The organism is Aeromonas sp. Y289-2 (assembly GCF_027705925.1).
GTDB lineage: Bacteria > Pseudomonadota > Gammaproteobacteria > Enterobacterales > Aeromonadaceae > Aeromonas > Aeromonas veronii.
Genome location: NZ_JAPDCH010000004.1, coordinates 123,632 through 145,118, shown reverse-complemented (window position 1 = coordinate 145,118; position 21,487 = coordinate 123,632). Strand labels below are relative to the sequence as shown.

The window sequence follows — 21,487 nt, the reverse complement described above, 5'->3', positions numbered from 1 at the left end:
TGCCTGGCTTTTTATCACTCGTTGGGTTCAACATTTTCTACCCTGGCCTTGAGCTTCTGGCCAGGCCGGAAGGTCACCACGCGGCGGGCGCTGATCGGAATATCCTCGCCCGTCTTGGGGTTGCGTCCGGGACGCTGATTCTTCTCACGAAGGTCAAAGTTACCGAAGCCTGAAATCTTGACTTGTTCACCACGCTCAAGCGCCTGTCGGATTTCCTCAAAGAAGGCTTCCACCATATCTTTGGCTTCACGCTTGCTCATCCCGAGCTGGGTGAACAGGTGCTCTGCAATGTCGGCTTTGGTAAGCGCCATAGATCAATCCCTCAAGGATGCATTCAACTCTTCACCAAGGGCCCGCACGACATTGTCTACGGTCTCGGCAATCTCTTTCTCCTCCAGGGTGCGCTGGGTGTCTTGCAATACAAGACTGATGGCCAGGCTCTTCTTGTCCTCTGCCATACCAGCACCCTGGTATACGTCAAACAAGTTTATTCCAACTACCTGATTTCCGCCAACTTTTTTAATTACCGCAAGCACATCACCTGCCAGAACCTGACGATCGACCACCACGGCGATGTCGCGACGGTTCGCCGGGAACTTGGAAACTTCGGCTGCCACAGGCACCTTGGCCGGGGTCAGCTTATCCAGCTCCAGCTCAAACATCACCGCACGGCTCTTGAGGCCCAGCTTCTTCTCGAGGCTCGGGTGGATCACGCCGATGTGGCCGATGATCTCGCCATTGCGCAGGATGGCTGCGCTCTGGCCCGGGTGCAGGGCGCTGTGCTCGGTACGCTCGAAGGTAAAGGTGGCCCCTTCGGCGGTCAAGTCCAGCACCGCTTCCAGCTCCCCTTTCAAATCAAAGAAGTCGGCTGCGCGGGTTTTGATGTCCCAGTGCTCGTCACTCTGGTTGCCAGTGATGATACCGGCCAGCATCGGCTCCTGACGGATGCCGTTTTCGGCGCTTTCATCCTTGATGAAACGCAGACCCTGCTCGAACAGACGCACACGCGGCTGCTGACGGTTCTGGTTGTAAACCACGGCCTGCACCAGACCCGGGAACAGAGACACACGCATGGCGGACATCTCGACCGAGATCGGGTTCGGCAGCACGATGGCATCGCTCTGCGGGAACAGGGTTTGCTGGGTCTTGGGATCGACGAAACTGTAGGTGATCGCTTCCTGGAAGCCGCGGTCAACCAGCAGGTCGCGCACACGCTTCAGGGTCACCTGCCCTTCTGCCTGCTCCACCATCGCCAAGGAGGCAGCGGGTTTCAGGTTCGGGATGTTGTTGTAGCCGTAGATGCGAGCCACTTCCTCGATGAGGTCTTCCTCGATGGCGATATCGAAACGCCAGGAGGGTGCCAGCGCAGTCCAACCGTCAGCATCCACAGTAACCTGCATGCCGAGGCGAGTCAGGATCTCGACCACCTGAGCGTCAGCCACGCTGATACCGATCACCTTGTCGAGCTTGCTGCGACGCAGCTTGATGGGTGCCGCTTTCGGCAGATGGGCATCGGATTTGACCTCGATGACCGGACCCGCTTCGCCGCCGCAGATATCCAGCAGCAGGCGAGTTGCACGGTCCATCACCTTGGCTTGCAGCTCCGGATCAACCCCGCGCTCGAAGCGATGGGAAGAGTCGGTGTGCAGACCGTAAGCACGGGCACGGCCGGTGATGGAGAGCGGCGCGAAGAAGGCGCACTCCAGCAGGATATCGGTAGTGGTCTCGGATACACCGGTGCGGTTGCCACCGAAGATACCGGCCATACAGGCAGGACCTTTGGCATCGGCAATCACCAGGGTGGTCTCTTTGAGCTTCACTTCGTTGCCGTCGAGCAGGGTCATCGGCTCGTCAGCGTGGGCGCGACGTACCACCAGCTCCCCTTCCAGGGTAGCCAGATCGAAGGCGTGCATCGGCTGACCGTATTCCAGCAGCAGGTAGTTGGTGATGTCGACGATGGCGTCGATGGAACGAATGCCGCCACGGCGCAGCTTCTCTTGCATCCAGAGCGGGCTCTGGGCCTGCAAGTTCAGCCCCTTGATAACGCGCCCCAGATACCGTGGGCAATCGGCGGTTGCTTCAACCCGGATCGGGAAAGTTGCATCAATGGTGGCAACAGCTGGTGCCCAGGTCGGCTCGACCACGTCCACGCTGTTGAGCACGCCAATTTCACGAGCCAGACCGGCGATACCGAGGCAATCGGCACGGTTCGGAGTCAGATCCACATCGATGGAGACGTCGTTCAGATTGAGGTAGTCGCGAATATCGGTACCGATGGGGGCATCGGCCGGCAGCTCGATGATGCCATCTGCTTCAACGTCGATACCCAGCTCACTGAACGAGCAGAGCATTCCGTGAGACGGCTGGCCACGCAGCTTGGCTTTCTTGATTGTGAAATCACCCGGCAGGGTCGCCCCTACTTTGGCCACACACACTTTGAGGCCCTGACGGCAGTTTGGCGCGCCGCAGACGATGTCCAGCAACTCGGCTTCACCCACGTTGACCTTGGTCACCCGCAGTTTGTCGGCATCCGGATGCTGGGCGCACTCGACCACTTCACCCACGACCACATTGTTGAACTGGCCAGCCACCGCTTCCACGGCGTCCACTTCCAGACCGGCCATGGTGATCTGCTCGGCCAGTGCATTGTCACTCAACTCGGTGCGGACCCACTCCATCACCCAGGATTTACTGAATTTCATGTTCTCTCGCCCTTACTTGAACTGCTTGAGGAAGCGCAGGTCGTTTTCGAAGAAGGCACGCAGGTCGTTGACCCCGTAACGCAGCATGGTCAGGCGCTCAACGCCCATGCCGAAGGCAAAGCCGGAGTATTTTTCCGGATCGATACCAACCGAACGCAGTACGTTCGGGTGCACCATGCCACAGCCCAGCACTTCAAGCCACTTGCCGTTCTTACCCATCACGTCTACTTCGGCGCTCGGCTCGGTGAACGGGAAGTAGGAAGGACGGAAGCGAATGGTCAGGTCTTCCTCGAAGTAGTTGCGCAGGAAGTCGTGCAGAATGCCCTTCAGCTCGGTAAAGCTGGCATGCTCGTCAACCAGCAGACCTTCAACCTGATGGAACATCGGGGTATGGGTAATGTCGTAGTCGTTACGATAGACGCGGCCCGGTGCAATGATGCGGATCGGCGGCTGCTGATGCTCCATGGTACGGATCTGCACACCGGAGGTGTGGGTACGCAGCATCAGATCAGGATTGAAGTAGAAGGTATCGTGATCGGTACGCGCCGGGTGATGAGCCGGAATGTTCAGCGCATCGAAGTTGTGGAAGCCATCTTCAATCTCGGGACCACGGGCAACCTTGAAGCCCATCTCGCCAAACAGGCGCTCGATGCGCTCGATGGTGCGGGTTACAGGATGCAGACCACCATTCTCAATGCGACGGCCCGGCAGGCTGACATCGATGGTCTCGGCGGCCAGCTTCTGGTTCAGCACGGCGACTTCGAGCGCTTCACGACGCTCGTTCAGCGCATCCTGAACCAGCTGTTTTGCCTGGTTGATCACGGCGCCCGCGGCGGGACGCTCTTCGGCAGACAAGGCACCCAGGCCCTTCATCTGCTCGGTAAAAAAGCCCTTTTTACCCAGATATTTGACCCGGATTTCGTCGAGGGTAGCGATATCGCTCACGCCCTCAATTTCGGCTCTGGCTTGGCCGACTACTTCTTCAAGCTGTTGCATGTCTTCCTCGTCACCACTCCCGGTACAGGAGCCTTTAGGCTAAATAAGGTCAAGAGGGGAATAATACAAAAAAAGCCCCTTCGCTGACCATAGTTAAGGTGGGCTTTTCTCCCTACAAATCATTTTGTTATATCAAGCGAGTCTCATCGACTCACCGCCACTCCTGAAATAATGGAACAAACATCTAGTTTGTTGGCATATAAAGCAGTTGTAGAATAGGTCATCTCGCACATATCGCTTTGTATGTAGAAAAATCTATAACTCGTGCAAAAAGCGAACAAAACGTGGATGAGAGAAAGGAAATAGTGATGCAAAACAGATGGTTATAGATACAAAAAAGGAGGCCTGAGCCTCCTTTTAGCGTTTATAACAGAACTGGATTAAACCAGAGCTGCTTTAGCTTTTTCAACCAGGGCGGTGAAAGCCATTTTGTCGTGAACGGCGATATCGGACAGGATCTTGCGATCGATCTCGATAGAAGCCTTCTTCAGACCGTTGATCAGACGGCTGTAGGACAGACCATTCTGACGGGCTGCAGCGTTGATACGCGCAATCCACAGCTGACGGAACTGACGCTTTTTCTGGCGACGGTCACGGTAGGCATACTGACCAGCTTTGGTTACCGCTTGTACCGCTACGCGGTAAACACGGGAACGGGCGCCGTAGTAACCTTTGGCGGCTTTCATTACTTTCTTGTGACGAGCTCGAGCAGTCACACCACGTTTAACTCTTGGCATTTTTCACATCCCCCCTTATGCGTACGGCAGACAAGCGACAACACGTTTGTGGTCGGCAGCAGAAACCATGAATTTCGGCCCCAGCTGACGCTTACGCTTGCTGCTCTTCTTGGTCAGGATGTGACGCAGGTGGTTGTGCTTGCACTTGAAGCGACCCGAGCCAGTCTTTTTGAAGCGCTTTGCAGCACCCCGGTTGGTTTTCATCTTCGGCATTTCATACTCCGCATTGTGAGTGACAACAAAATCGCAAGGCGAACAAACTCATGGGGCAAGCCCCATGAGTCAATTTCTTGTGGGCCTTAAGATTTCTTCTTAGGTGCGAGGACCATCACAGCTTGACGGCCTTCGACTTTCGGGAACGACTCGACTACGGCCAACTCTTCCAGATCGTTCTTGACGCGCTCCAGAACCTTGATACCAAGATCCTGGTGGGCCATTTCACGACCACGGAAGCGCAGGGTGACCTTAGCCTTGTCCCCGTCTTCCAGAAAGCGAACCAGGTTGCGTAGTTTTACCTGATAGTCGCCTTCGTCAGTGCCAGGACGGAATTTGATTTCCTTGACCTGGACGACTTTCTGCTTTTTCTTCTGTTCTTTGGTTGTTTTGCTCTTTTCGTAGAGGAATTTGCCGTAATCCATGATCCGGCAAACGGGCGGCTCAGCATTTGGACTGATCTCTACCAGATCAACTCCGGCCTCTGCGGCCAAGTTCAGAGCATCCTGAATGGAGGTAATGCCAATGGCTTCACCATCCAGACCAGTCAGACGAACTTCTTTCAGACGGATCTCTTCATTGATCCGGTGAGCGCGGGCTTGCGGTTGCTTGCCCAGTTTTTTTCCGCCTTTTATAGCTTATTCCTCCACTTTCTTTTGTCCGCGGGTCTGAACTTCCTGGGTCAACAGAGCGATGAACTCTTCAACAGGATAAGTGCCCAGGTCAGCCCCTTTACGAGTCCGTACTGCAATCTTACCGGCTTCAACTTCTTTATCGCCGCAGACCAGCATGAAAGGTACTCGCTTCAAAGTATGCTCGCGGATTTTAAAGCCAATCTTCTCATTTCTCAAGTCCGCTTTTGCGCGAAGGCCCGCATCATTCAATGCTTTGGCTACTTTCACCGCATAATCGGCCTGATTGTCCGTGATATTCATGACCACAGCCTGAGTCGGTGCCAACCAAGTCGGGAACAGACCGGCGTACTCTTCAGTCAGAATACCGATGAAGCGCTCTATAGAACCCAGGATGGCCCGGTGGATCATCACAGGTACATGGCGATCGTTGTTTTCGCCCACATAAGTGGCACCCAGACGACCAGGCAGGGCAAAGTCGAGCTGCACGGTACCACATTGCCACGCACGATCAAGGCAATCGTGCAGAGTAAATTCAATTTTGGGACCGTAGAACGCCCCTTCACCCGGCTGCAGATCGTACTTCAGACCGTTGAGCTCCAGCGCTTCGGCCAGTGCTTTCTCGGCGCGATCCCACATCTCGTCGGAGCCGATACGCTGCTCGGGACGAGTGGAGAGCTTGACCACGATGTTCTCGAAGCCAAAGGTACCGTAGACGTCATAGACCATACGAATACAGCCGGAGACCTCTTCCATGATCTGCTCTTCGGTACAGAAGATGTGCGCGTCATCCTGAGTAAAGCCGCGCACCCGCATCAGACCGTGCAGGGAACCGGACGGCTCGTTGCGGTGGCAAGAGCCAAACTCGGCCATACGCAGCGGCAGATCGCGGTAGGACTTCAGACCCTGATTGAAGATCTGGACGTGACCCGGGCAGTTCATCGGCTTGATGGCGTACTCGCGGTTTTCAGACTGGGTAGTGAACATGGCCTGGGCGTATTTCTCCCAGTGACCTGAACGCTCCCACAGAACGCGGTCCATCATGAACGGACCTTTCACTTCCTGATAGTCGTACTCTTTGAGCTTGCCGCGGATAAAGGTTTCCAGCTCACGGAAGATGGTCCAGCCATCGTTGTGCCAGAACACCATACCGGGTGCTTCTTCCTGCATGTGATACAGGTCGAGCTGCTTGCCGATCTTGCGGTGGTCGCGCTTGGCGGCCTCTTCCAGACGCTGCAGATAGGCCTTGAGCTGCTTCTTGTCAGCCCAGGCGGTACCGTAGATACGCTGCAGCATCTTATTGTTGGAGTCGCCACGCCAGTAGGCGCCGGACATCTTCAGCAACTTGAAGTGGTGGCAGTGACGCATGTTGGGCACGTGCGGGCCGCGACACATGTCGATGTACTCTTCGTGATGATAGAGACCTGGCTGGTCATCACGGGCAATGTTCTGATCCAGGATTTCGACTTTGTAAGACTCGCCGCGCGCCTCGAATACATCGCGCGCTTCTTGCCAGGAGACTTTCTTCTTGATGACGTCGTAATCCTTGGCTACCAGCGCCAGCATGCGCTCTTCCAGGGCAGCCAGATCTTCATCGGTCAGGGTACGGTCAAGATCAACGTCATAGTAGAAGCCGTTGTCGATGACAGGACCGATGGCCATCTTGGTCTGGGGCCAGAGTTGCTTGATAGCATGACCCAGCAAGTGGGCGCAGGAGTGGCGCAGGATGTCCAGACCTTCTTCGTCTTTGGCGGTGATGATGGCCAGCGCAGCATCGGCTTCGATCAGCTCGCACGCATCTACCAGTTCACCGTTTACCCGACCGGCAATGCACGCCTTGGCGAGACCGGGACCGATGTCCGCAGCCACATCCATGACGGAAACAGAGTGGGCAAATTGACGTTGGCTGCCGTCAGGCAGAGTAATGATTGGCATTATGTGTTTCCTTATACAGTGGTGACCCCTACCAAAGGTCACATGCGGGATGGAAAAGAGATTCAAAAAGGTGATGTTTTGGTTCTCCACAGCACTTTGCGAAGACGGCCTGACACGTAAACCACATGTCTAACGTGACAAACCAAGCCAAAACGGCCCCATGCTACCAGAAGTCGGGCGTGCTGTATCGGATTTGCAGATATTTTCTACAGTCAAATGAGTCGCCTGCCGACTATTCGCCAAGCAGGGATTGCCAGTTGAAGTCAAAGTCACTGCTCCCCTCCTCTGCCAGCGCCAGCTCTTGCAGCACCTGAAGCGCCAGTTTGTTGCCCTTTTGAGCCGCCTGATAGAGCCACTGTTTCCCCTGCGAGAGATCGACACGCCCGCTCGCCCCCATCAGATGGAGCACCCCGACTTTCAGCATCGCCGGCACATCGCCATTACGGGCGGCAAGATCCATCCAGTGAAAGGCTTCGCGCAGATCCCGCTTCACCCCGGTGCCACGCAAATAGGCATCCGCCAACCGGTATTGGCCAAAGGAATCGCCCGCCTGCGCCGACTGGCGATAGAGCGTGATGGCCCGATTGATATCCTGCTCGCTCCCCTGCCCCACTTCATGGCTCCAGCCCATCAAGGCTTGCGCCCGAGGTTGGCCTTGATCGGCCAGTGGCGACCAGATCCGGGTCGCCTCATCGAAATGACCGGTACGCCAAGCACGGTTGGCAGCAGCCATCTCCTGCTCGGTGGAGAGCGGAAGCAGACGCCAGATAACCAGGGCAAGCAGACCGATAAACAGCCAGCGGGAAGTGGTGGGTCTCATGATGATTTCCGTGATCCAGTTCTCATTTCGTCTATGTAAACGAAATGTAGCGCCGCGATCAAGCTAGAGATCCCTGCGACAACCCTTTTTGCACCCGGTCGATCAGCCGTTGTTGTCATTTATCCGGGGCACCTGCAAAATAACTGTATATATAAACAGTATCGGTGCACACCATGGCAGGACGAGGCAGTCCCCACAATATCGATCACCGTTTTAGCGGCCTCCTTGTCGAAGCGGTCGATGACGGCTGGCAATCGTCCGATTGGGATGCCGCCTTCACTTCTTCTGTGCCTGGCACCGAGGTGCGGGAGATCGATGCACGCAGCATCATCAGCTACAACAGCTCGCCGGATGTCCCCTTTGGTCGCTCCATCAACCCCTATCAGGGGTGCGAACACGGCTGCATCTACTGCTATGCCAGACCCAGTCACGCCTATCTGGAGCTCTCCCCTAGCCTCGATTTCGAGAGCAAGCTGTTTGCCAAACGCAATGCAGCCGACCTGCTGCGCCGGGAGTTTGCCAAACCGGCCTATCAGCCACAGACCATCTTCATTGGCGCCAATACCGACCCCTATCAACCCATCGAGCAGCGCTATCGCCTCACCCGGCAGTTGCTGGAAGTGATGCTGGCCCACCGCCATCCGGTCGGGCTCATTACCAAGAGCGCCATGATCTTGCGCGACCTCGATCTGTTGACCGAGCTGGCCAGAGAGGGACTGTGTCAGGTGATGGTGTCGGTGACGACCTTGAACGAAACCCTGCGCCGACAGCTGGAGCCCCGCGCCAGCACGGGTGCAGGCCGCTTGAAAGTGATCGAGAAGTTGGCCAACGCTGGCGTGCAGGTGGGGGTACTGGCCGCCCCCATGATCCCGCGGCTCAATGAACCGGAGCTGGAGCAGATCATCAAATCGGCCGCCGAGGCTGGCGCCAGTTGCGCCGATTACATCCTGCTGCGGTTACCCCACGAGTTGGCTCCGCTATTTGGGGACTGGCTCGATACCCACTATCCTGGCCAGAAGGAGGCTATTTTGAATCAGTTGCGAGCCAGCCGCGGTGGCGGGCTCAACAGTACCGCCTTCGGTACCCGCATGCGCGGTGAGGGGCACTTTGCCGATCTGCTGGCCCAGCGCTTTCGCCTCATCAGCAAGCGCCTCGATCTGGGCAAACGTCATATTCAGCTCAGGCTGGATGGGTTTATCCGCCCCGGGGAGCAGCTGTCGCTCTTCTAATCCCCCTGCTCACGCCCTTCACACATCAGGCGTGCCAAGAGGTTGAGAGGAAGGCCTGCCGCAACACATCCTGTGGAAACCCCGCTTTTCAGAATTTTCCAACGATGTAGCCATGTCGCGACAAGAAAGCGCTACCCGGTAAAGAGAGGGCTAACGCCTTATCCTGCGCGCTGATCCCGACCCTGCTGCACCATTTCAACCGGCAGCCGCGAGGGTTCATGGGCCACTTCGTGCTCATCCTCTTCATACTGCGGCACCTCTGACTCGCCCCATACCCGGCTCCACCAAATTTCCCACGTGATCCAACTGGTCATATGCAGCTCCTGACGGTGAAGGTGATGGCAACAACGCACCACTCGCCCGGCAGGATAGCGGCTGGGAATGACAGGGAAATGACAAAAAAATCACTTGTAAAAAGGCAACTGGCGGTGGCGAGAAAAAGCCGAAACCGCTCACATACTCGGCGAAATCACTCTGAAAGCGGTCACAAATCTGCAGGTTGTGGATTGCAGCTCACCCTGTTCCCGCCAAAGCTGGGTTGCCCATTCAGGCATCTATAAAAACAGGGACACAATAATGAAACACACAGCGGGAATATGGGCGATCGCAGGCATGCTGATCGCCCCCTTGGCGCACGCCGACGTCATACTTCACGCCTTCAACTGGAAGTACAGTGAAGTGACCGCCAAAGCCGACCTTATCAAGTCGGCCGGTTACAAACAGGTACTCATCTCACCACCTCTCAAGTCATCAGGCAACGAGTGGTGGGCTCGTTACCAGCCGCAGGATCTGCGTCTTGTCGATTCCCCCCTTGGCAACAAGCAGGAGCTCGAGCAACTGATCGCCGCCATGAAGGCGCGGGGCATCGCCGTCTATGCCGATGTGGTACTCAACCACATGGCCAACGAGAGCTGGAAACGCCAGGACCTCAACTATCCCGGCAACGAGCTGCTGCAAAGCTACGCCAGCAACCCGGCCTATTTCGAGCGCCAGAAACTGTTTGGCGATCTGGGGCAAAACTTCCTCTCCGGTCAGGATTTTCATCCCGAAGGGTGCATCAGCGACTGGAGCGATCCGGGTCATGTCCAGTATTGGCGTCTCTGTGGCGGTGCCGGTGACAAGGGGCTGCCGGATCTGGATCCCAACAACTGGGTGGTAAGCCAGCAACAGGCCTATCTCAAGGCACTCAAGGGGATGGGGATCAAGGGTTTTCGGGTAGATGCGGTCAAACACATGAGCGATTACCAGATCAATGCCGTGTTCACCCCCGAAATCAAACAGGGGATGCACGTGTTTGGCGAGGTGATCACCACAGGGGGGGCTGGCAGCACCGATTACGAGCGCTTTCTCAAACCCTACCTCGACAGCAGCGGTCAGGGAGCCTATGACTTTCCGCTGTTTGCCTCCCTGCGTGGCGCGCTGGGGTATGGCGGCAGCATGAACCTGCTGGCGGATCCGGGCGCCTATGGTCAGGCGCTACCGGGCAATCGCGCCGTCACCTTTGCCGTGACCCACGACATCCCCACCAACGACGGCTTCCGCTATCAGATCCTGACCCAGACTGACGAGAAGCTGGCCTACGCCTACCTGCTCGGCCGCGATGGTGGCTCGCCGCTGGTCTATTCGGATCACGGCGAGACCCAGGCCAAGGATGGACTGCGCTGGCAGGATTACTACCAGCGCGCCGATCTCAAGGGGATGATCCGCTTTCACAATGCGGTGCAGGGCCAACCGATGCAGCTGGTCGGCAACGGTGACTGCTTCGTGCTATTCAAACGGGGCAAACAGGGGCTGGTCGGCATCAACAAGTGCGACTATGAGCAGGAGTATTGGCTCGATACCGCCAAATTCGAGATGAACTGGTATCGCAACTATCGTGACGTGCTCGACCAAGGAGCCGTGGTCAACGTGCAGAGCCAGTGGGTACGGGTCGCCATTCCCGCCCGCAGCGCCAGAATGTGGCTGCAGGAGTGATCCAGCCGTAAGATCAGCGGAGAGTCATAAAAAGCAGACTAATAAAAAGAGCGACCACCAGGGTCGCTCTTTTTGATCAGAGACGTTGCTCGGGTAACTGATGACGATTACTCGTCGCCCGCTTCCCCTGCATCGGCCGCATCAGTGCCGGTCGCGGTATCGGTACCTTCAGATACCTCACCGTCAACGGCCAGCGCGTCGTTCTCGTCTTCGTCGCTCTCGGCGATGCGCTGCAGGCCAACCACGGTCTCGTCTTCACCGGTACGGATCAGACGGACACCGCCGGTGTTACGGCCAATGACACTCACCTCGGCAACACGGGTACGCACCAGGGTGCCGCCGTTGGTGATCAGCATGATCTGGTCGGTATCTTCGACCTGGATCGCATCGATCACCTTGCCGTTGCGCTCATCCACCTTGATGGAGATAACGCCCTGGGTACCACGGCTCTTGGTCGGGTACTCGTCGAGTGCGGTACGTTTGCCGTAACCGTTCGCGGTGGCGGTTAGGATAGCACCTTCGCCGCGCGGAACGATGAGGGAAACCACCTTGTCACCGGCGCCCAGCTTGATGCCGCGCACACCGGCCGCGGTACGACCCATGGGACGCACACCCTTGAAGGTACCCTTGGTTTCGGTGCCTTCGCCGTTGTCGCTGCCATCATCGTCGTTACCGGCGTCATCGTCGGTTTCAACGTCATCGCTGACATCCGCATCGGCGCGACCGCTGCCTTCGGCGAAGCGAACGACTTTGCCCGCGTCGGAGAAGAGCATGATCTCGTTGCTGCCATCGGTGATATCCACCCCGATCAGCTCATCACCCTCTTTGAGGTTGATGGCGCGGATACCGGAGGAGAGCGGACGGCTGAAGTCAGAGAGGCTGGTCTTCTTCACGGTACCATTGGCGGTGGCGAAGAAGACATACTTCTCGGCGTCATACTCCTTCACCGGCAGGATAGCGGTGATACGCTCACCCTCTTCCAGCGGCAGCAGGTTGATGATCGGACGACCACGGGCACCACGGGACGCTTCCGGCAGCTGGTAAACCTTGAGCCAGTAGACCTTGCCACGGGTGGAGAAGCACAAAATGGTGTCGTGGGTGTTGGCCACCAGCAGACGCTCCACAAAGTCCTCTTCCTTGATCCGGGTGGCCGACTTGCCACGACCACCGCGGCGCTGGGCCTCGTAGTCGGAGAGCGGCTGATACTTCACATAGCCCTGGTGAGACAGGGTAACCACCACATCTTCCGGAGTGATCAGATCTTCGATGTTGATCTCGGCACTGGACATGCTGATTTCGGTACGACGCTCGTCGCCATACTGCTCACGCACAGCCAGCAGTTCATCGCGGATCACTTCCATCAGACGAGCCGGGCTCGCCAGGATGTGCAGCAGCTCGGCGATCAGATCCAGCAGAGATTGGTACTCTTCCAGGATCTTCTCGTGCTCGAGGCCGGTCAGCTTGTGCAGACGCAGGTCAAGGATGGCCTGGGCTTGCTGTTCGGTCAGGAAGTATTGACCTTCACGGATACCAAACTCAGGCTCCAGCCACTCTGGCCGTGCCGCGTCGTCGCCCGCTTTTTCCAGCATGGCGGCCACGTTGCCAAGTTCCCAGCCCTTGGCAACCAGGCCCGCTTTCGCGTCGGCCGGGGTCGCGCTGTGGCGGATCAGCTCGATGATGGGATCAATGTTGGCCAGCGCAACCGCCAGACCTTCCAAAATGTGTGCCCGATCCCGCGCCTTGCGCAGTTCGAACACGGTCCGGCGAGTCACCACTTCACGGCGGTGCAGCAGGAACGCATCCAGGATCTCTTTAAGGTTCATCACCTTGGGCTGGTTGTTATCGAGCGCCACCATGTTGATGCCGAACGTGGTCTGCATCTGGGTGTGCTTGTAGAGATTGTTCAGCACAATCTCGCCGGATTCGCCGCGCTTGATCTCGATAACGATGCGCATGCCGTCTTTGTCAGACTCATCGCGCAGGGCACTGATGCCCTCGATCTTCTTCTCTTTGACCAGCTCGGCGATCTTCTCGATCAGTCGAGCCTTGTTCACCTGATAGGGGATCTCGTGAACGATGATGGTCTCGCGACTGGTCTTCTCGTCCACTTCCACTTCAGCCTTGGCCCGCACATAGATGGAGCCACGACCGGTACGGTACGCCTGCACGATGCCGGAACGACCGTTGATAATGCCGCCGGTGGGGAAATCCGGGCCGGTGATGTAGGTCATCAGCTCGTCAATGGTGAGGTCGCCGTTTTCGATCAGCGCCAGGCAGCCATTGACAATCTCGGTGAGGTTGTGAGGCGGAATGTTGGTCGCCATGCCCACCGCGATACCGGAGGAGCCGTTGACCAGCAGGTTGGGAACCTTGGTAGGCATGACCGCCGGGATCATCTCGGTGCCGTCATAGTTCGGCACCCAGTCCACGGTCTCTTTGTCCAGATCAGCCAGCAGCTCGTGGGAGATGCGGGCCATCCGCACTTCGGTATAACGCATCGCCGCGGCGCTGTCGCCGTCGACTGAACCGAAGTTGCCCTGACCATCGACCAGCATGTAACGCATGGAGAAATCCTGCGCCATCCGGACAATGGTGTCATACACAGCGATATCGCCGTGCGGGTGATATTTACCGATTACGTCACCGACCACACGGGCCGATTTTTTATAGGGCTTGTTCCAGTCGTTCCCCAACTCGTTCATAGCAAACAGAACGCGGCGGTGAACCGGTTTCAAGCCATCACGCACATCCGGCAGAGCTCGTCCTACGATCACGCTCATGGCGTAATCAAGATAGGAACTCTTGAGCTCTTCTTCGATGTTGACCGGCGTGATCTCTCTGGCCAGATCGCTCATAGAAAGCCTTATCCCTAATTAGTTGTTCTTTGGCTTAAACAGCGCGACATGGTAACACACTGAGCCAAATACCTTAAGCCACAAATCGGGTATCAGATCGGGCTGGTGTGACAAAGTCCGTCCGTTATAATGCCCGCCAGGACAATAGATTGCGCCCATGACTCAGAAGCGGGCGCCCTGCCACAGGATCTTCGAAAAATGAACAGTGATGCCAATGTCGATCTGACAGAAATCGCCAAGTTTGAAGCCATCGCCTCCCGCTGGTGGGACATGGAAGGTGAATTCAAACCCCTGCATCAAATCAATCCGGTGCGCCTTGACTGGATCACCGACAAAAGTGGCGGTCTGTTTGGCAAGCGCATTCTCGATATCGGATGTGGCGGTGGCATTCTCTCCGAGAGCATGGCCCGCCGTGGTGCCAGGGTCACCGGCATCGATATGGGCAAGGAGCCCCTCGGCGTCGCCCGCCTCCACGCTCTGGAGCAGGGTGTCGAGCTAGAATATCGCCAGATCACTGCCGAAGCCCATGCCGCCGAAGTGCCGGGCCAGTATGACGTGGTCACCTGCATGGAGATGCTGGAGCATGTGCCGGACCCCACTTCCGTGCTGCGCGCCATCGCCACCTTGGTGCGCCCGGGCGGCCGGGTGTTCGTCTCCACCATCAACCGCAACCCCAAATCCTATCTGATGATGATCATCGGGGCCGAATACCTGATGAAGATGGTGCCCAAGGGTACCCACGATCACAAAAAATTCATCACCCCGGCCGAACTGTGTCGCATGGGGGAAGCAGCTGGCCTGCTGGTGCGGGACATGAGTGGCGTCCACTACGCCCCCCTCACCAACCAGTTCAAGCTCGGCAAGAATGTCGACGTCAACTATATGGTGGAGTTTGTCCGCCCGGAGCACGGTTGATGAGCGCCTCTCACCCTGTGCCCCTGCGCTGCGTGCTGTTCGATCTGGATGGCACCCTGCTCGACACGGCCCCGGATCTCGGCGCCGCCGTCAACCATGTGCTGATAAACGAAGGTTTTGCGCCGCTCTCTGACGACATCATTCGTCAGACCACCTCCCACGGAGCGCTCGGGCTGCTCAAAGCAGGGCTCGGCAACGAACTGCTTGAAGAGCTGGGTGCCACCCGCCTGCGCAATGCCCTGCTCGACTACTACGCGGCCAATCTCTGCGTCGGTACCCGCCCCTATGAGGGAATGGTGGATCTCATCGAGTGGCTCGACGAGAAACAGCTCCCCTGGGGCATAGTCACCAACAAGCCGGGCTTTCTCACCGAGCCGCTGCTGGCGGCCCTGCCACAGCTCGCCAGCTGCGGCGTAACGGTCAGCGCCGATACCCTGCCGGTACGCAAGCCCGACCCAGCCCCCATGTTCTTTGCTTGTGAGAAGCTGGGGGTCGAAGCAGCTCACTGCCTCTATGTGGGGGATCATGTGCGGGATATCGAAGCGGGCCGCAACGCCGGCATGCGCACCGCGGTCGCTGGCTGGGGCTATCTCAATAATGAGGAAGATCCCGCCCAATGGGGCGCCGATCTGCAGTTTGATACCGTGCAGGCCCTGCACCACTGGCTGCGCTATGAGTTGACGGCCAAAGCGTAACGCGCAGCCTTACCGGCTGACATGCGATAACGGGGCGAAGAGACTCTCCGCCCCTTGCATCTTTCCTTTACGCTCCTGCGTCCTGCGCCACCATCACTCGTCTATTCATGGATAATAAAGGCAGCTTTCTGCCTGTTGGATACCCATTTGACAAGCTCGCAACCATCACAAAGCGGCTACAAACCACCGTCATCTGATGCAAAGCCCTTGCCACGCTGAGCCCGCGGCTGCGACAACTGGACAGCTTTTGACCCTTGTTGCATAAGGGATAATCAGCCGCCGTTTGCTAGTAAAAAGCCCCCCGTTTCGCAAGCAAAAAAAGTTATTTAAATTTTCCATCTTCGATCGGGAGACTTGCATTTAGCGGAGCGGACGAATGAAAACCCGCTCACTGTGAGCAGTCACTAACTGATGGGGCAAGACTCACAATTTATCCACAGCTCGTCACTTATCCACACATTGCAATGGCGGGCTGACCTCACTATCTTGTAGCTCGAACTTAAAATAACACTACATCTTGTGATTCATCGCACAATCTCTACCCAACTCCCGCATATCGCCGGGGCAAGGGTAGCGCCATTGTGCGATGGTTTTTCGGGAATCAACTGAAGGTCATCAGCCAATGAACTTGTTTGTGACGAAGCGTAACGGACACAAAGAACCCATCGATCTGGATAAAATTCACCGCGTGCTGGACTGGGCCGCCGAAGGGCTCGACAACGTGTCGGTCTCCCAGGTAGAGCTCAAATCCCACATCCAGTTCTATGACGGTATCCGTACCGCCGACATTCACGAAACCATCATCAAGGCGACGGCTGACCTCATCTCCGAGCAGACCCCGGACTACCAGTACATGGCAGCCCGTCTGGCCATCTTCCACCTGCGCAAGAAGGCCTACGGCCAGTTCGAACCGCCCCACCTCTACCAGCACGTGGCTCGTCTGGTGGACATGGGCAAGTACGACAAGCACCTGCTGGAAGACTACACCCAGGCCGAATTCGAAGAGCTGAACACCCATCTGGATCACTGGCGCGACATGGATTTCTCCTACGCGGCAGTCAAACAGCTGGAAGGCAAATATCTGGTCCAGAACCGCGTTACCGGCGAGATCTACGAGAGCCCGCAGTTCCTCTATATGCTGGTTGCGGCCTGCCTCTTCTCCAAGTATCCGAAAGATACCCGTCTGGACTACATCAAGCGCTTCTATGATGCGGTCTCGACCTTCAAGATCTCCCTGCCGACCCCGATCATGAGCGGCGTACGCACCCCGACCCGTCAGTTCAGCTCCTGCGTACTGATCGAATGCGACGACAGCCTGGACTCCATCAACGCCACCGCCAGCTCCATCGTGCGTTACGTTTCCCAGCGCGCCGGTATCGGCATCAACGCGGGGCGCATCCGCGGTCTGGGCAGCCCCATCCGTGGCGGCGAAGCGTTCCACACCGGTTGCATCCCCTTCTACAAATACTTCCAGACTGCCGTGAAGTGCTGCTCCCAGGGCGGCGTGCGCGGCGGTGCGGCCACCCTGTTCTACCCGCTGTGGCATACCGAAGTCGAGAGCCTGCTGGTACTGAAGAACAACCGCGGCGTGGAAGAGAACCGAGTTCGTCACATGGACTACGGCGTGCAGATCAACAAGCTGATGTACCAGCGCCTGATCAAGGGTGGTGACATCACACTGTTCTCCCCGTCCGATGCGCCGGGTCTGTACGATGCCTTCTTCGCCGATCAGGACAAGTTTGAAGAGCTCTACGTCAAGTACGAGCAAGATCCGGCCATTCGCAAGAAGACCCTGAAAGCGGTAGACCTCTTCTCCCTGATGATGCAAGAGCGTGCCGGTACCGGTCGCATCTACATCCAGAACGTCGATCACTGCAACACTCACAGCCCGTTCGACCCGAGCGTGGCGCCGGTACGCCAGTCCAACCTCTGCCTCGAAATTGCGCTGCCGACCAAGCCGCTCAACAACATCGACGACGAGAGTGGCGAAATCGCCCTGTGCACCCTCTCCGCCTTCAACCTCGGTGCCATCGAGAAGCTGGAAGATCTGGAAGAGATGGCCGATCTGGCCGTGCGTGCCCTCGACGCCCTGCTCGACTATCAGGACTACCCGATTGCCGCCGCCAAGAAGGGCAGCATGGGTCGTCGCACCCTGGGGATCGGCGTCATCAACTACGCCTACTACCTGGCCAAAAACGGTGCCCGTTACTCCGACGGCTCCGGTCTGGCGCTGACTCACCGCACCTTCGAGGCCATTCAGTACTATCTGCTGAAAGCCTCCGTGCAGCTGGCCCGCGAGTTCGGCCCCTGCCCGCTGTTTGGCGAGACCACCTATGCCCAGGGCATCCTGCCCATCGACACCTACAAGAAGGATCTGGATGCGCTGTGCAACGAGCCGCTGCATCTGGATTGGGAAAGTCTGCGTTCCGATATCAAGTCCGTGGGCTTGCGCAACTCCACCCTGACCGCCCTGATGCCGAGCGAGACCTCCAGCCAGATCTCCAACGCCACCAACGGCATCGAGCCGCCACGCGGCCTGGTCTCAGTCAAGGCCTCCAAAGACGGCATTCTCAAACAGGTGGTACCCGAGTATGATCGCCTGAAAGATCAATACGAATTGCTCTGGAAGCAACCGAGCGTTGACGGCTACCTGCAGCTGGTCGGTATCATGCAGAAGTTTGTGGATCAGGCGATCTCCGCCAACACCAACTACGACCCTGCCCGTTTCGAAGGCAACAAGGTCCCGATGAAACAGCTGCTCAAGGACTTGCTGACCGCCTACAAATACGGCCTCAAGACCCTGTACTATCACAACACCCGTGATGGTGCAGACGATGCCCAGACCGATCTGCAAGATGACGGTTGCGCTGGCGGGGCTTGCAAAATCTAAGTCACGGCAAGAACTGATAACCGGGCGGGAGCATGAAGCTCCCGCTCTCCTGTTTTCTCTATTCACATATTCTGGTAACCATGGCCTATTCAACTTTCTGCCAAACCCAAAACGACCAGCTCAAAGAGCCGATGTTTTTTGGCCAATCGGTCAACGTAGCCCGTTATGATCAACAAAAGCACGAAGTGTTCGAGCGGCTGATCGAGAAGCAGCTCTCCTTCTTCTGGCGCCCGGAAGAGGTGGATGTCTCCCGTGATCGCATCGACTATCAGGCCCTGCCGCCCCACGAGCAGCATATCTTCATCTCCAACCTGAAGTACCAGACCCTGCTGGACTCCATTCAGGGCCGCAGCCCCAACGTGGCGCTGCTGCCGCTGGTCTCCATTCCGGAGCTGGAAACCTGGATTGAGACCTGGGCCTTCTCCGAGACCATCCACTCTCGCTCCTACACCCATATCATCCGCAATATCGTCAACACCCCCGCCCAAGTGTTCGACGACATCGTGACCAACGAGCAGATCTTGAAGCGCGCCGGCTCCATCAGCCACTTCTACGACGACCTGATCGAAGCGACCGCCCTCTACAACCTGCATGGTGAAGGGACCCACACCGTCGCTGGCCGCGAAGTGGCCATCACATTGCGCGAGCTCAAGAAGAAACTTTATCTGTGCCTGATGAGTGTCAACGCGCTGGAGGCAATTCGCTTCTACGTCAGCTTCGCCTGCTCCTTTGCCTTCGCCGAGCGCGAACTGATGGAAGGCAACGCCAAGATCATCAAGATGATCGCCCGCGACGAAGCGCTGCACCTCACCGGCACCCAGCACATGCTGAACCTGATGCGCACCGGCCAGGATGACCCGGAGATGGCCGAGATCGCCGCCGAGTGCGAACAGGCCTGCTTCGAGATCTTCAAGGAAGCGGCCATTCAGGAGAAAGAGTGGGCCGAGTACCTGTTCCAGGACGGCTCCATGATCGGCCTGAACAAGGACATCCTCTGCCAGTACGTGGAGTACATCACCAACCTGCGCATGAGTGCAGTCGGCTTGCAGCCAGCCTTTGCCGGCACCAAGCAAAACCCGATCCCCTGGATCAACACCTGGCTGTCATCCGACAACGTACAGGTCGCCCCGCAAGAGGTAGAGGTCAGCTCCTATCTGGTCGGCCAGATCGACAGCGAAGTCAATGCCGATGACCTGGGTGATTTCGAGCTGTGAGTGACGCAACCAACACGCTGACCCCTGCCCCGCACACGCCTGCCGAACAGCATGCGGTCGTGGCACCACGGGTACATACCCGGGATGGTGCCGTGCTGCACGCCCATCCCGGCGAAAGCGTGTTGGAGACCCTGGAGCGCCATGGTCATCATGTGGAATTCCAGTGTCGCAGCGGCTATTGCGGCGCCTGCCGCACTCCGCTGATGGCCGGCAAGGTGCACTACCCCAATGTGCCGCTGGCATTTGTCGCCCAAGGGGAGTGTCTCCCCTGCTGCTGCAAACCGGTCGGCGCCATCCGGCTGGATATCCAGAAGAGCTGACGCAGCCACCAGCAGCCACTCGCACAAAATAGAAAGCCGCCGGAGCAATCCGGCGGCTTTTTTGTCTCTTCACATTGCCCGGGCGCCCGATTACAGACGCGCGAACCCTCAGAGGATTACAACCAGGGGGCGGCAGTCGGCCCGTGGTGCAGGCCCAGTTTCCAGACTCGGCCAAAGTGCTTGTAGTGACCGGCCGCGACACCGGCCTTCTCACCCATACCGTGGTAGAGATCGAGGTGCCCCTTCTTCACCGCCCCGCCCACATCCAGCGCAATCAACAGCCGCAGCTGGTGCTTGCCGGTCCAGTTGCCCTCTTTATCGAGCAGGGGAACTTCGGCGAGGATCGGCGTCCCCATCGGCAACAGGGTCTTGTCGGCAGCAACAGCCGCCATCGGCAGCAGCGGGATGCCGGCGGCGCCGATCACATCATTAGTAGGGCGGCGCTCGAAGAAGACATAGGAGGGGTTCTGCTCCACCAACTCCTTGACGCTCTCCTCCGGCTGGCGGTTGGCCCACTCCTTGATGGCCTTCATCGACATCTGCTCTTTGGGCACTTCACCGCGATCGATTAACACCCGGCCGATACTGACGTAACCGTGACCGTTCTTGCCGCTGTACCCCAGATATTGCAGCCGATCGTCATCCCCGTAGTGGACAAAGCCGGAGCCCTGCACATCCATCAGGAAGTTGTCGATAAGGGATTTGCTGTAACCCAGCTCCAGCCCTCGGTTGGCCAGCGCTCCCTGATGGATCTCGGCCCGGGTAGGACAACGGCCGCCACATTTGGGCATGGCATAGATGGGATATTTGTACTTGGCATCCGGGCGGTGGCGCACCTCCAGCACCGGCGAGTAGTAACCGGTAAAGAGCACGTTACCCATGCGATCGGCGCCGCCCAGCTGAGCCAGGCTGATACCGTAACGGGTAATGTCGGCAGGATTGCCGCCGCCCGCCACCCAGCGGGAGAGCTGGTGATAGAGCTCGCCATAACGGCGGGTCATCTTGCCGGAGCGCTCCAATACCAGTCTGCTTTGCGGGCCAAACTTGCTGTAGTCCGCACGCGCACGGCTATTGACCCGCTCCACCCTCACCAGATCCTCTGGCAAGGTCCCGTCCAGATACTGCTTGCCCAGATTTTCCGGCACCTCGCAGTTAAGAAAGCATCTGTTGTCGGTCTGTTTTTTGGGCACTTCTGCTTTGTCAGAGTTGCCCGCACAACCGGCCAGTCCCAGCACTGCGGCGGTCAGCCAGTACGCGTGTTTGTTCATATGTCCTCATATAACGCCAAGAGCCATGCTCGGCGGGGAAGATGCCAAATTTGCAGGGGGAAAGCAAACGACATCAATCACTTGAAGCAGGA

General features: G+C 57.6%; 18 protein-coding genes. 7 read left to right on the top strand and 11 right to left on the bottom strand.

Translation table 11 applies throughout. The annotated features are described in order from the left end of the window. Nucleotides 1-14: 14 nt before the first annotated feature. From ihfA to OKC43_RS08595, 8 genes are all read right to left on the bottom strand, one after another. Nucleotides 15-311, bottom strand: a complete 297-nt coding sequence (gene ihfA, locus OKC43_RS08630; protein ID WP_005300715.1) for an integration host factor subunit alpha — start codon at nt 309-311, stop codon at nt 15-17. Nucleotides 312-314: 3 nt separating this feature from the next. Further along, on the bottom strand, nt 315-2,702 hold the full coding sequence (gene pheT, locus OKC43_RS08625) for a phenylalanine--tRNA ligase subunit beta (RefSeq protein ID WP_236271429.1): 2,388 nt from the start codon (nt 2,700-2,702) through the stop codon (nt 315-317). A gap of 12 nt (nt 2,703-2,714) precedes the next feature. Further along, nucleotides 2,715-3,698 (bottom strand): phenylalanine--tRNA ligase subunit alpha, encoded by a 984-nt coding sequence (gene pheS / locus OKC43_RS08620; RefSeq protein ID WP_236271428.1) that lies wholly within the window; start codon nt 3,696-3,698, stop codon nt 2,715-2,717. A 380-nt stretch (nt 3,699-4,078) separates the two neighbouring features. Beyond that, nucleotides 4,079-4,435, bottom strand: a complete 357-nt coding sequence (gene rplT, locus OKC43_RS08615; protein WP_005336687.1) for a 50S ribosomal protein L20 — start codon at nt 4,433-4,435, stop codon at nt 4,079-4,081. Nucleotides 4,436-4,450: 15 nt separating this feature from the next. Continuing rightward, on the bottom strand, nt 4,451-4,648 hold the full coding sequence (gene rpmI, locus OKC43_RS08610) for a 50S ribosomal protein L35 (RefSeq protein ID WP_005336688.1): 198 nt from the start codon (nt 4,646-4,648) through the stop codon (nt 4,451-4,453). 86 nt (nt 4,649-4,734) lie between these two features. Next, nucleotides 4,735-5,265: a translation initiation factor IF-3 gene (gene infC, locus OKC43_RS08605; RefSeq protein ID WP_196783562.1), complete on the bottom strand. Its 531-nt coding sequence runs from the start codon at nt 5,263-5,265 to the stop codon at nt 4,735-4,737. A gap of 21 nt (nt 5,266-5,286) precedes the next feature. Continuing rightward, nucleotides 5,287-7,215 carry a threonine--tRNA ligase gene (gene thrS / locus OKC43_RS08600; RefSeq protein ID WP_005336690.1) on the bottom strand — a complete coding sequence of 643 codons (1,929 nt, stop codon included), beginning with the start codon at nt 7,213-7,215 and terminating at the stop codon, nt 5,287-5,289. A 232-nt stretch (nt 7,216-7,447) separates the two neighbouring features. Next, entirely contained in the window at nt 7,448-8,035 is a 588-nt protein-coding gene (locus tag OKC43_RS08595) for a tetratricopeptide repeat protein (RefSeq protein WP_236271427.1), read from the bottom strand. A 173-nt stretch (nt 8,036-8,208) separates the two neighbouring features. On the opposite strand from OKC43_RS08595, the gene OKC43_RS08590 reads away from it, so the two are divergent. Further along, nucleotides 8,209-9,264: a PA0069 family radical SAM protein gene (locus OKC43_RS08590; protein WP_236271426.1), complete on the top strand. Its 1,056-nt coding sequence runs from the start codon at nt 8,209-8,211 to the stop codon at nt 9,262-9,264. Between the two features lie 158 nt (nt 9,265-9,422). On the opposite strand, the gene OKC43_RS08585 is transcribed toward OKC43_RS08590, so the two are convergent. Further along, entirely contained in the window at nt 9,423-9,578 is a 156-nt protein-coding gene (locus tag OKC43_RS08585; RefSeq protein ID WP_005336695.1) for a hypothetical protein, read from the bottom strand. Between the two features lie 262 nt (nt 9,579-9,840). Here OKC43_RS08585 and OKC43_RS08580 point away from each other — a divergent pair, with 262 nt between their 5' ends. After that, on the top strand, nt 9,841-11,238 hold the full coding sequence (locus OKC43_RS08580) for an alpha-amylase family protein (RefSeq protein WP_270658575.1): 1,398 nt from the start codon (nt 9,841-9,843) through the stop codon (nt 11,236-11,238). Between the two features lie 107 nt (nt 11,239-11,345). On the opposite strand, the gene gyrA is transcribed toward OKC43_RS08580, so the two are convergent. Next, on the bottom strand, nt 11,346-14,093 hold the full coding sequence (gyrA, locus tag OKC43_RS08575) for a DNA topoisomerase (ATP-hydrolyzing) subunit A (protein WP_270658574.1): 2,748 nt from the start codon (nt 14,091-14,093) through the stop codon (nt 11,346-11,348). A 198-nt stretch (nt 14,094-14,291) separates the two neighbouring features. Between gyrA and ubiG the strand changes: the two genes are divergently transcribed. The 5 genes from ubiG (at nt 14,292) to yfaE (ending at nt 20,127) form a co-directional block, all read left to right on the top strand. Then, the gene (gene ubiG / locus OKC43_RS08570) at nt 14,292-15,008 is read left to right on the top strand and encodes a bifunctional 2-polyprenyl-6-hydroxyphenol methylase/3-demethylubiquinol 3-O-methyltransferase UbiG (RefSeq protein WP_236271424.1); all 717 of its coding nucleotides are present in this window, start codon (nt 14,292-14,294) and stop codon (nt 15,006-15,008) included. Continuing rightward, the gene (locus tag OKC43_RS08565; RefSeq protein WP_236271423.1) at nt 15,008-15,703 is read left to right on the top strand and encodes an HAD family hydrolase; all 696 of its coding nucleotides are present in this window, start codon (nt 15,008-15,010) and stop codon (nt 15,701-15,703) included. The genes ubiG and OKC43_RS08565 overlap by 1 nt, the downstream gene beginning before the upstream one ends. A 622-nt stretch (nt 15,704-16,325) precedes the next feature. Continuing rightward, nucleotides 16,326-18,593, top strand: coding sequence for a class 1a ribonucleoside-diphosphate reductase subunit alpha (gene nrdA, locus OKC43_RS08560; RefSeq protein ID WP_179903871.1), 2,268 nt, complete (start codon nt 16,326-16,328; stop codon nt 18,591-18,593). A gap of 80 nt (nt 18,594-18,673) precedes the next feature. Next, nucleotides 18,674-19,807, top strand: a complete 1,134-nt coding sequence (gene nrdB, locus OKC43_RS08555; protein ID WP_157160826.1) for a class Ia ribonucleoside-diphosphate reductase subunit beta — start codon at nt 18,674-18,676, stop codon at nt 19,805-19,807. Then, the gene (gene yfaE / locus OKC43_RS08550; protein WP_236271422.1) at nt 19,804-20,127 is read left to right on the top strand and encodes a class I ribonucleotide reductase maintenance protein YfaE; all 324 of its coding nucleotides are present in this window, start codon (nt 19,804-19,806) and stop codon (nt 20,125-20,127) included. Before nrdB ends, yfaE begins: the two co-directional genes overlap by 4 nt. A gap of 116 nt (nt 20,128-20,243) precedes the next feature. Here yfaE and mltA read toward each other — a convergent pair whose 3' ends face one another. Continuing rightward, entirely contained in the window at nt 20,244-21,395 is a 1,152-nt protein-coding gene (mltA, locus tag OKC43_RS08545; RefSeq protein ID WP_064337973.1) for a murein transglycosylase A, read from the bottom strand. Between the last annotated feature and the right edge of the window lie 92 nt (nt 21,396-21,487).

What these genes read in the sequence shown, in the direction of transcription:
- pheT (WP_236271429.1), bottom strand. Translation starts at nt 2,702, where the DNA reads ATGAAATTCAGTAAATCCTGGGTGATGGAGTGGGTCCGCACCGAGTTG.
- rpmI (WP_005336688.1), bottom strand. Translation starts at nt 4,648, where the DNA reads ATGCCGAAGATGAAAACCAACCGGGGTGCTGCAAAGCGCTTCAAAAAG.
- nrdA (WP_179903871.1), top strand. Translation starts at nt 16,326, where the DNA reads ATGAACTTGTTTGTGACGAAGCGTAACGGACACAAAGAACCCATCGAT.
- ihfA (WP_005300715.1), bottom strand. Translation starts at nt 311, where the DNA reads ATGGCGCTTACCAAAGCCGACATTGCAGAGCACCTGTTCACCCAGCTC.
- OKC43_RS08595 (WP_236271427.1), bottom strand. Translation starts at nt 8,035, where the DNA reads ATGAGACCCACCACTTCCCGCTGGCTGTTTATCGGTCTGCTTGCCCTG.
- nrdB (WP_157160826.1), top strand. Translation starts at nt 18,674, where the DNA reads ATGGCCTATTCAACTTTCTGCCAAACCCAAAACGACCAGCTCAAAGAG.
- OKC43_RS08590 (WP_236271426.1), top strand. Translation starts at nt 8,209, where the DNA reads ATGGCAGGACGAGGCAGTCCCCACAATATCGATCACCGTTTTAGCGGC.
- gyrA (WP_270658574.1), bottom strand. Translation starts at nt 14,093, where the DNA reads ATGAGCGATCTGGCCAGAGAGATCACGCCGGTCAACATCGAAGAAGAG.
- mltA (WP_064337973.1), bottom strand. Translation starts at nt 21,395, where the DNA reads ATGAACAAACACGCGTACTGGCTGACCGCCGCAGTGCTGGGACTGGCC.
- rplT (WP_005336687.1), bottom strand. Translation starts at nt 4,435, where the DNA reads ATGCCAAGAGTTAAACGTGGTGTGACTGCTCGAGCTCGTCACAAGAAA.
- OKC43_RS08580 (WP_270658575.1), top strand. Translation starts at nt 9,841, where the DNA reads ATGAAACACACAGCGGGAATATGGGCGATCGCAGGCATGCTGATCGCC.
- ubiG (WP_236271424.1), top strand. Translation starts at nt 14,292, where the DNA reads ATGAACAGTGATGCCAATGTCGATCTGACAGAAATCGCCAAGTTTGAA.
- OKC43_RS08565 (WP_236271423.1), top strand. Translation starts at nt 15,008, where the DNA reads ATGAGCGCCTCTCACCCTGTGCCCCTGCGCTGCGTGCTGTTCGATCTG.
- OKC43_RS08585 (WP_005336695.1), bottom strand. Translation starts at nt 9,578, where the DNA reads ATGACCAGTTGGATCACGTGGGAAATTTGGTGGAGCCGGGTATGGGGC.
- pheS (WP_236271428.1), bottom strand. Translation starts at nt 3,698, where the DNA reads ATGCAACAGCTTGAAGAAGTAGTCGGCCAAGCCAGAGCCGAAATTGAG.
- thrS (WP_005336690.1), bottom strand. Translation starts at nt 7,215, where the DNA reads ATGCCAATCATTACTCTGCCTGACGGCAGCCAACGTCAATTTGCCCAC.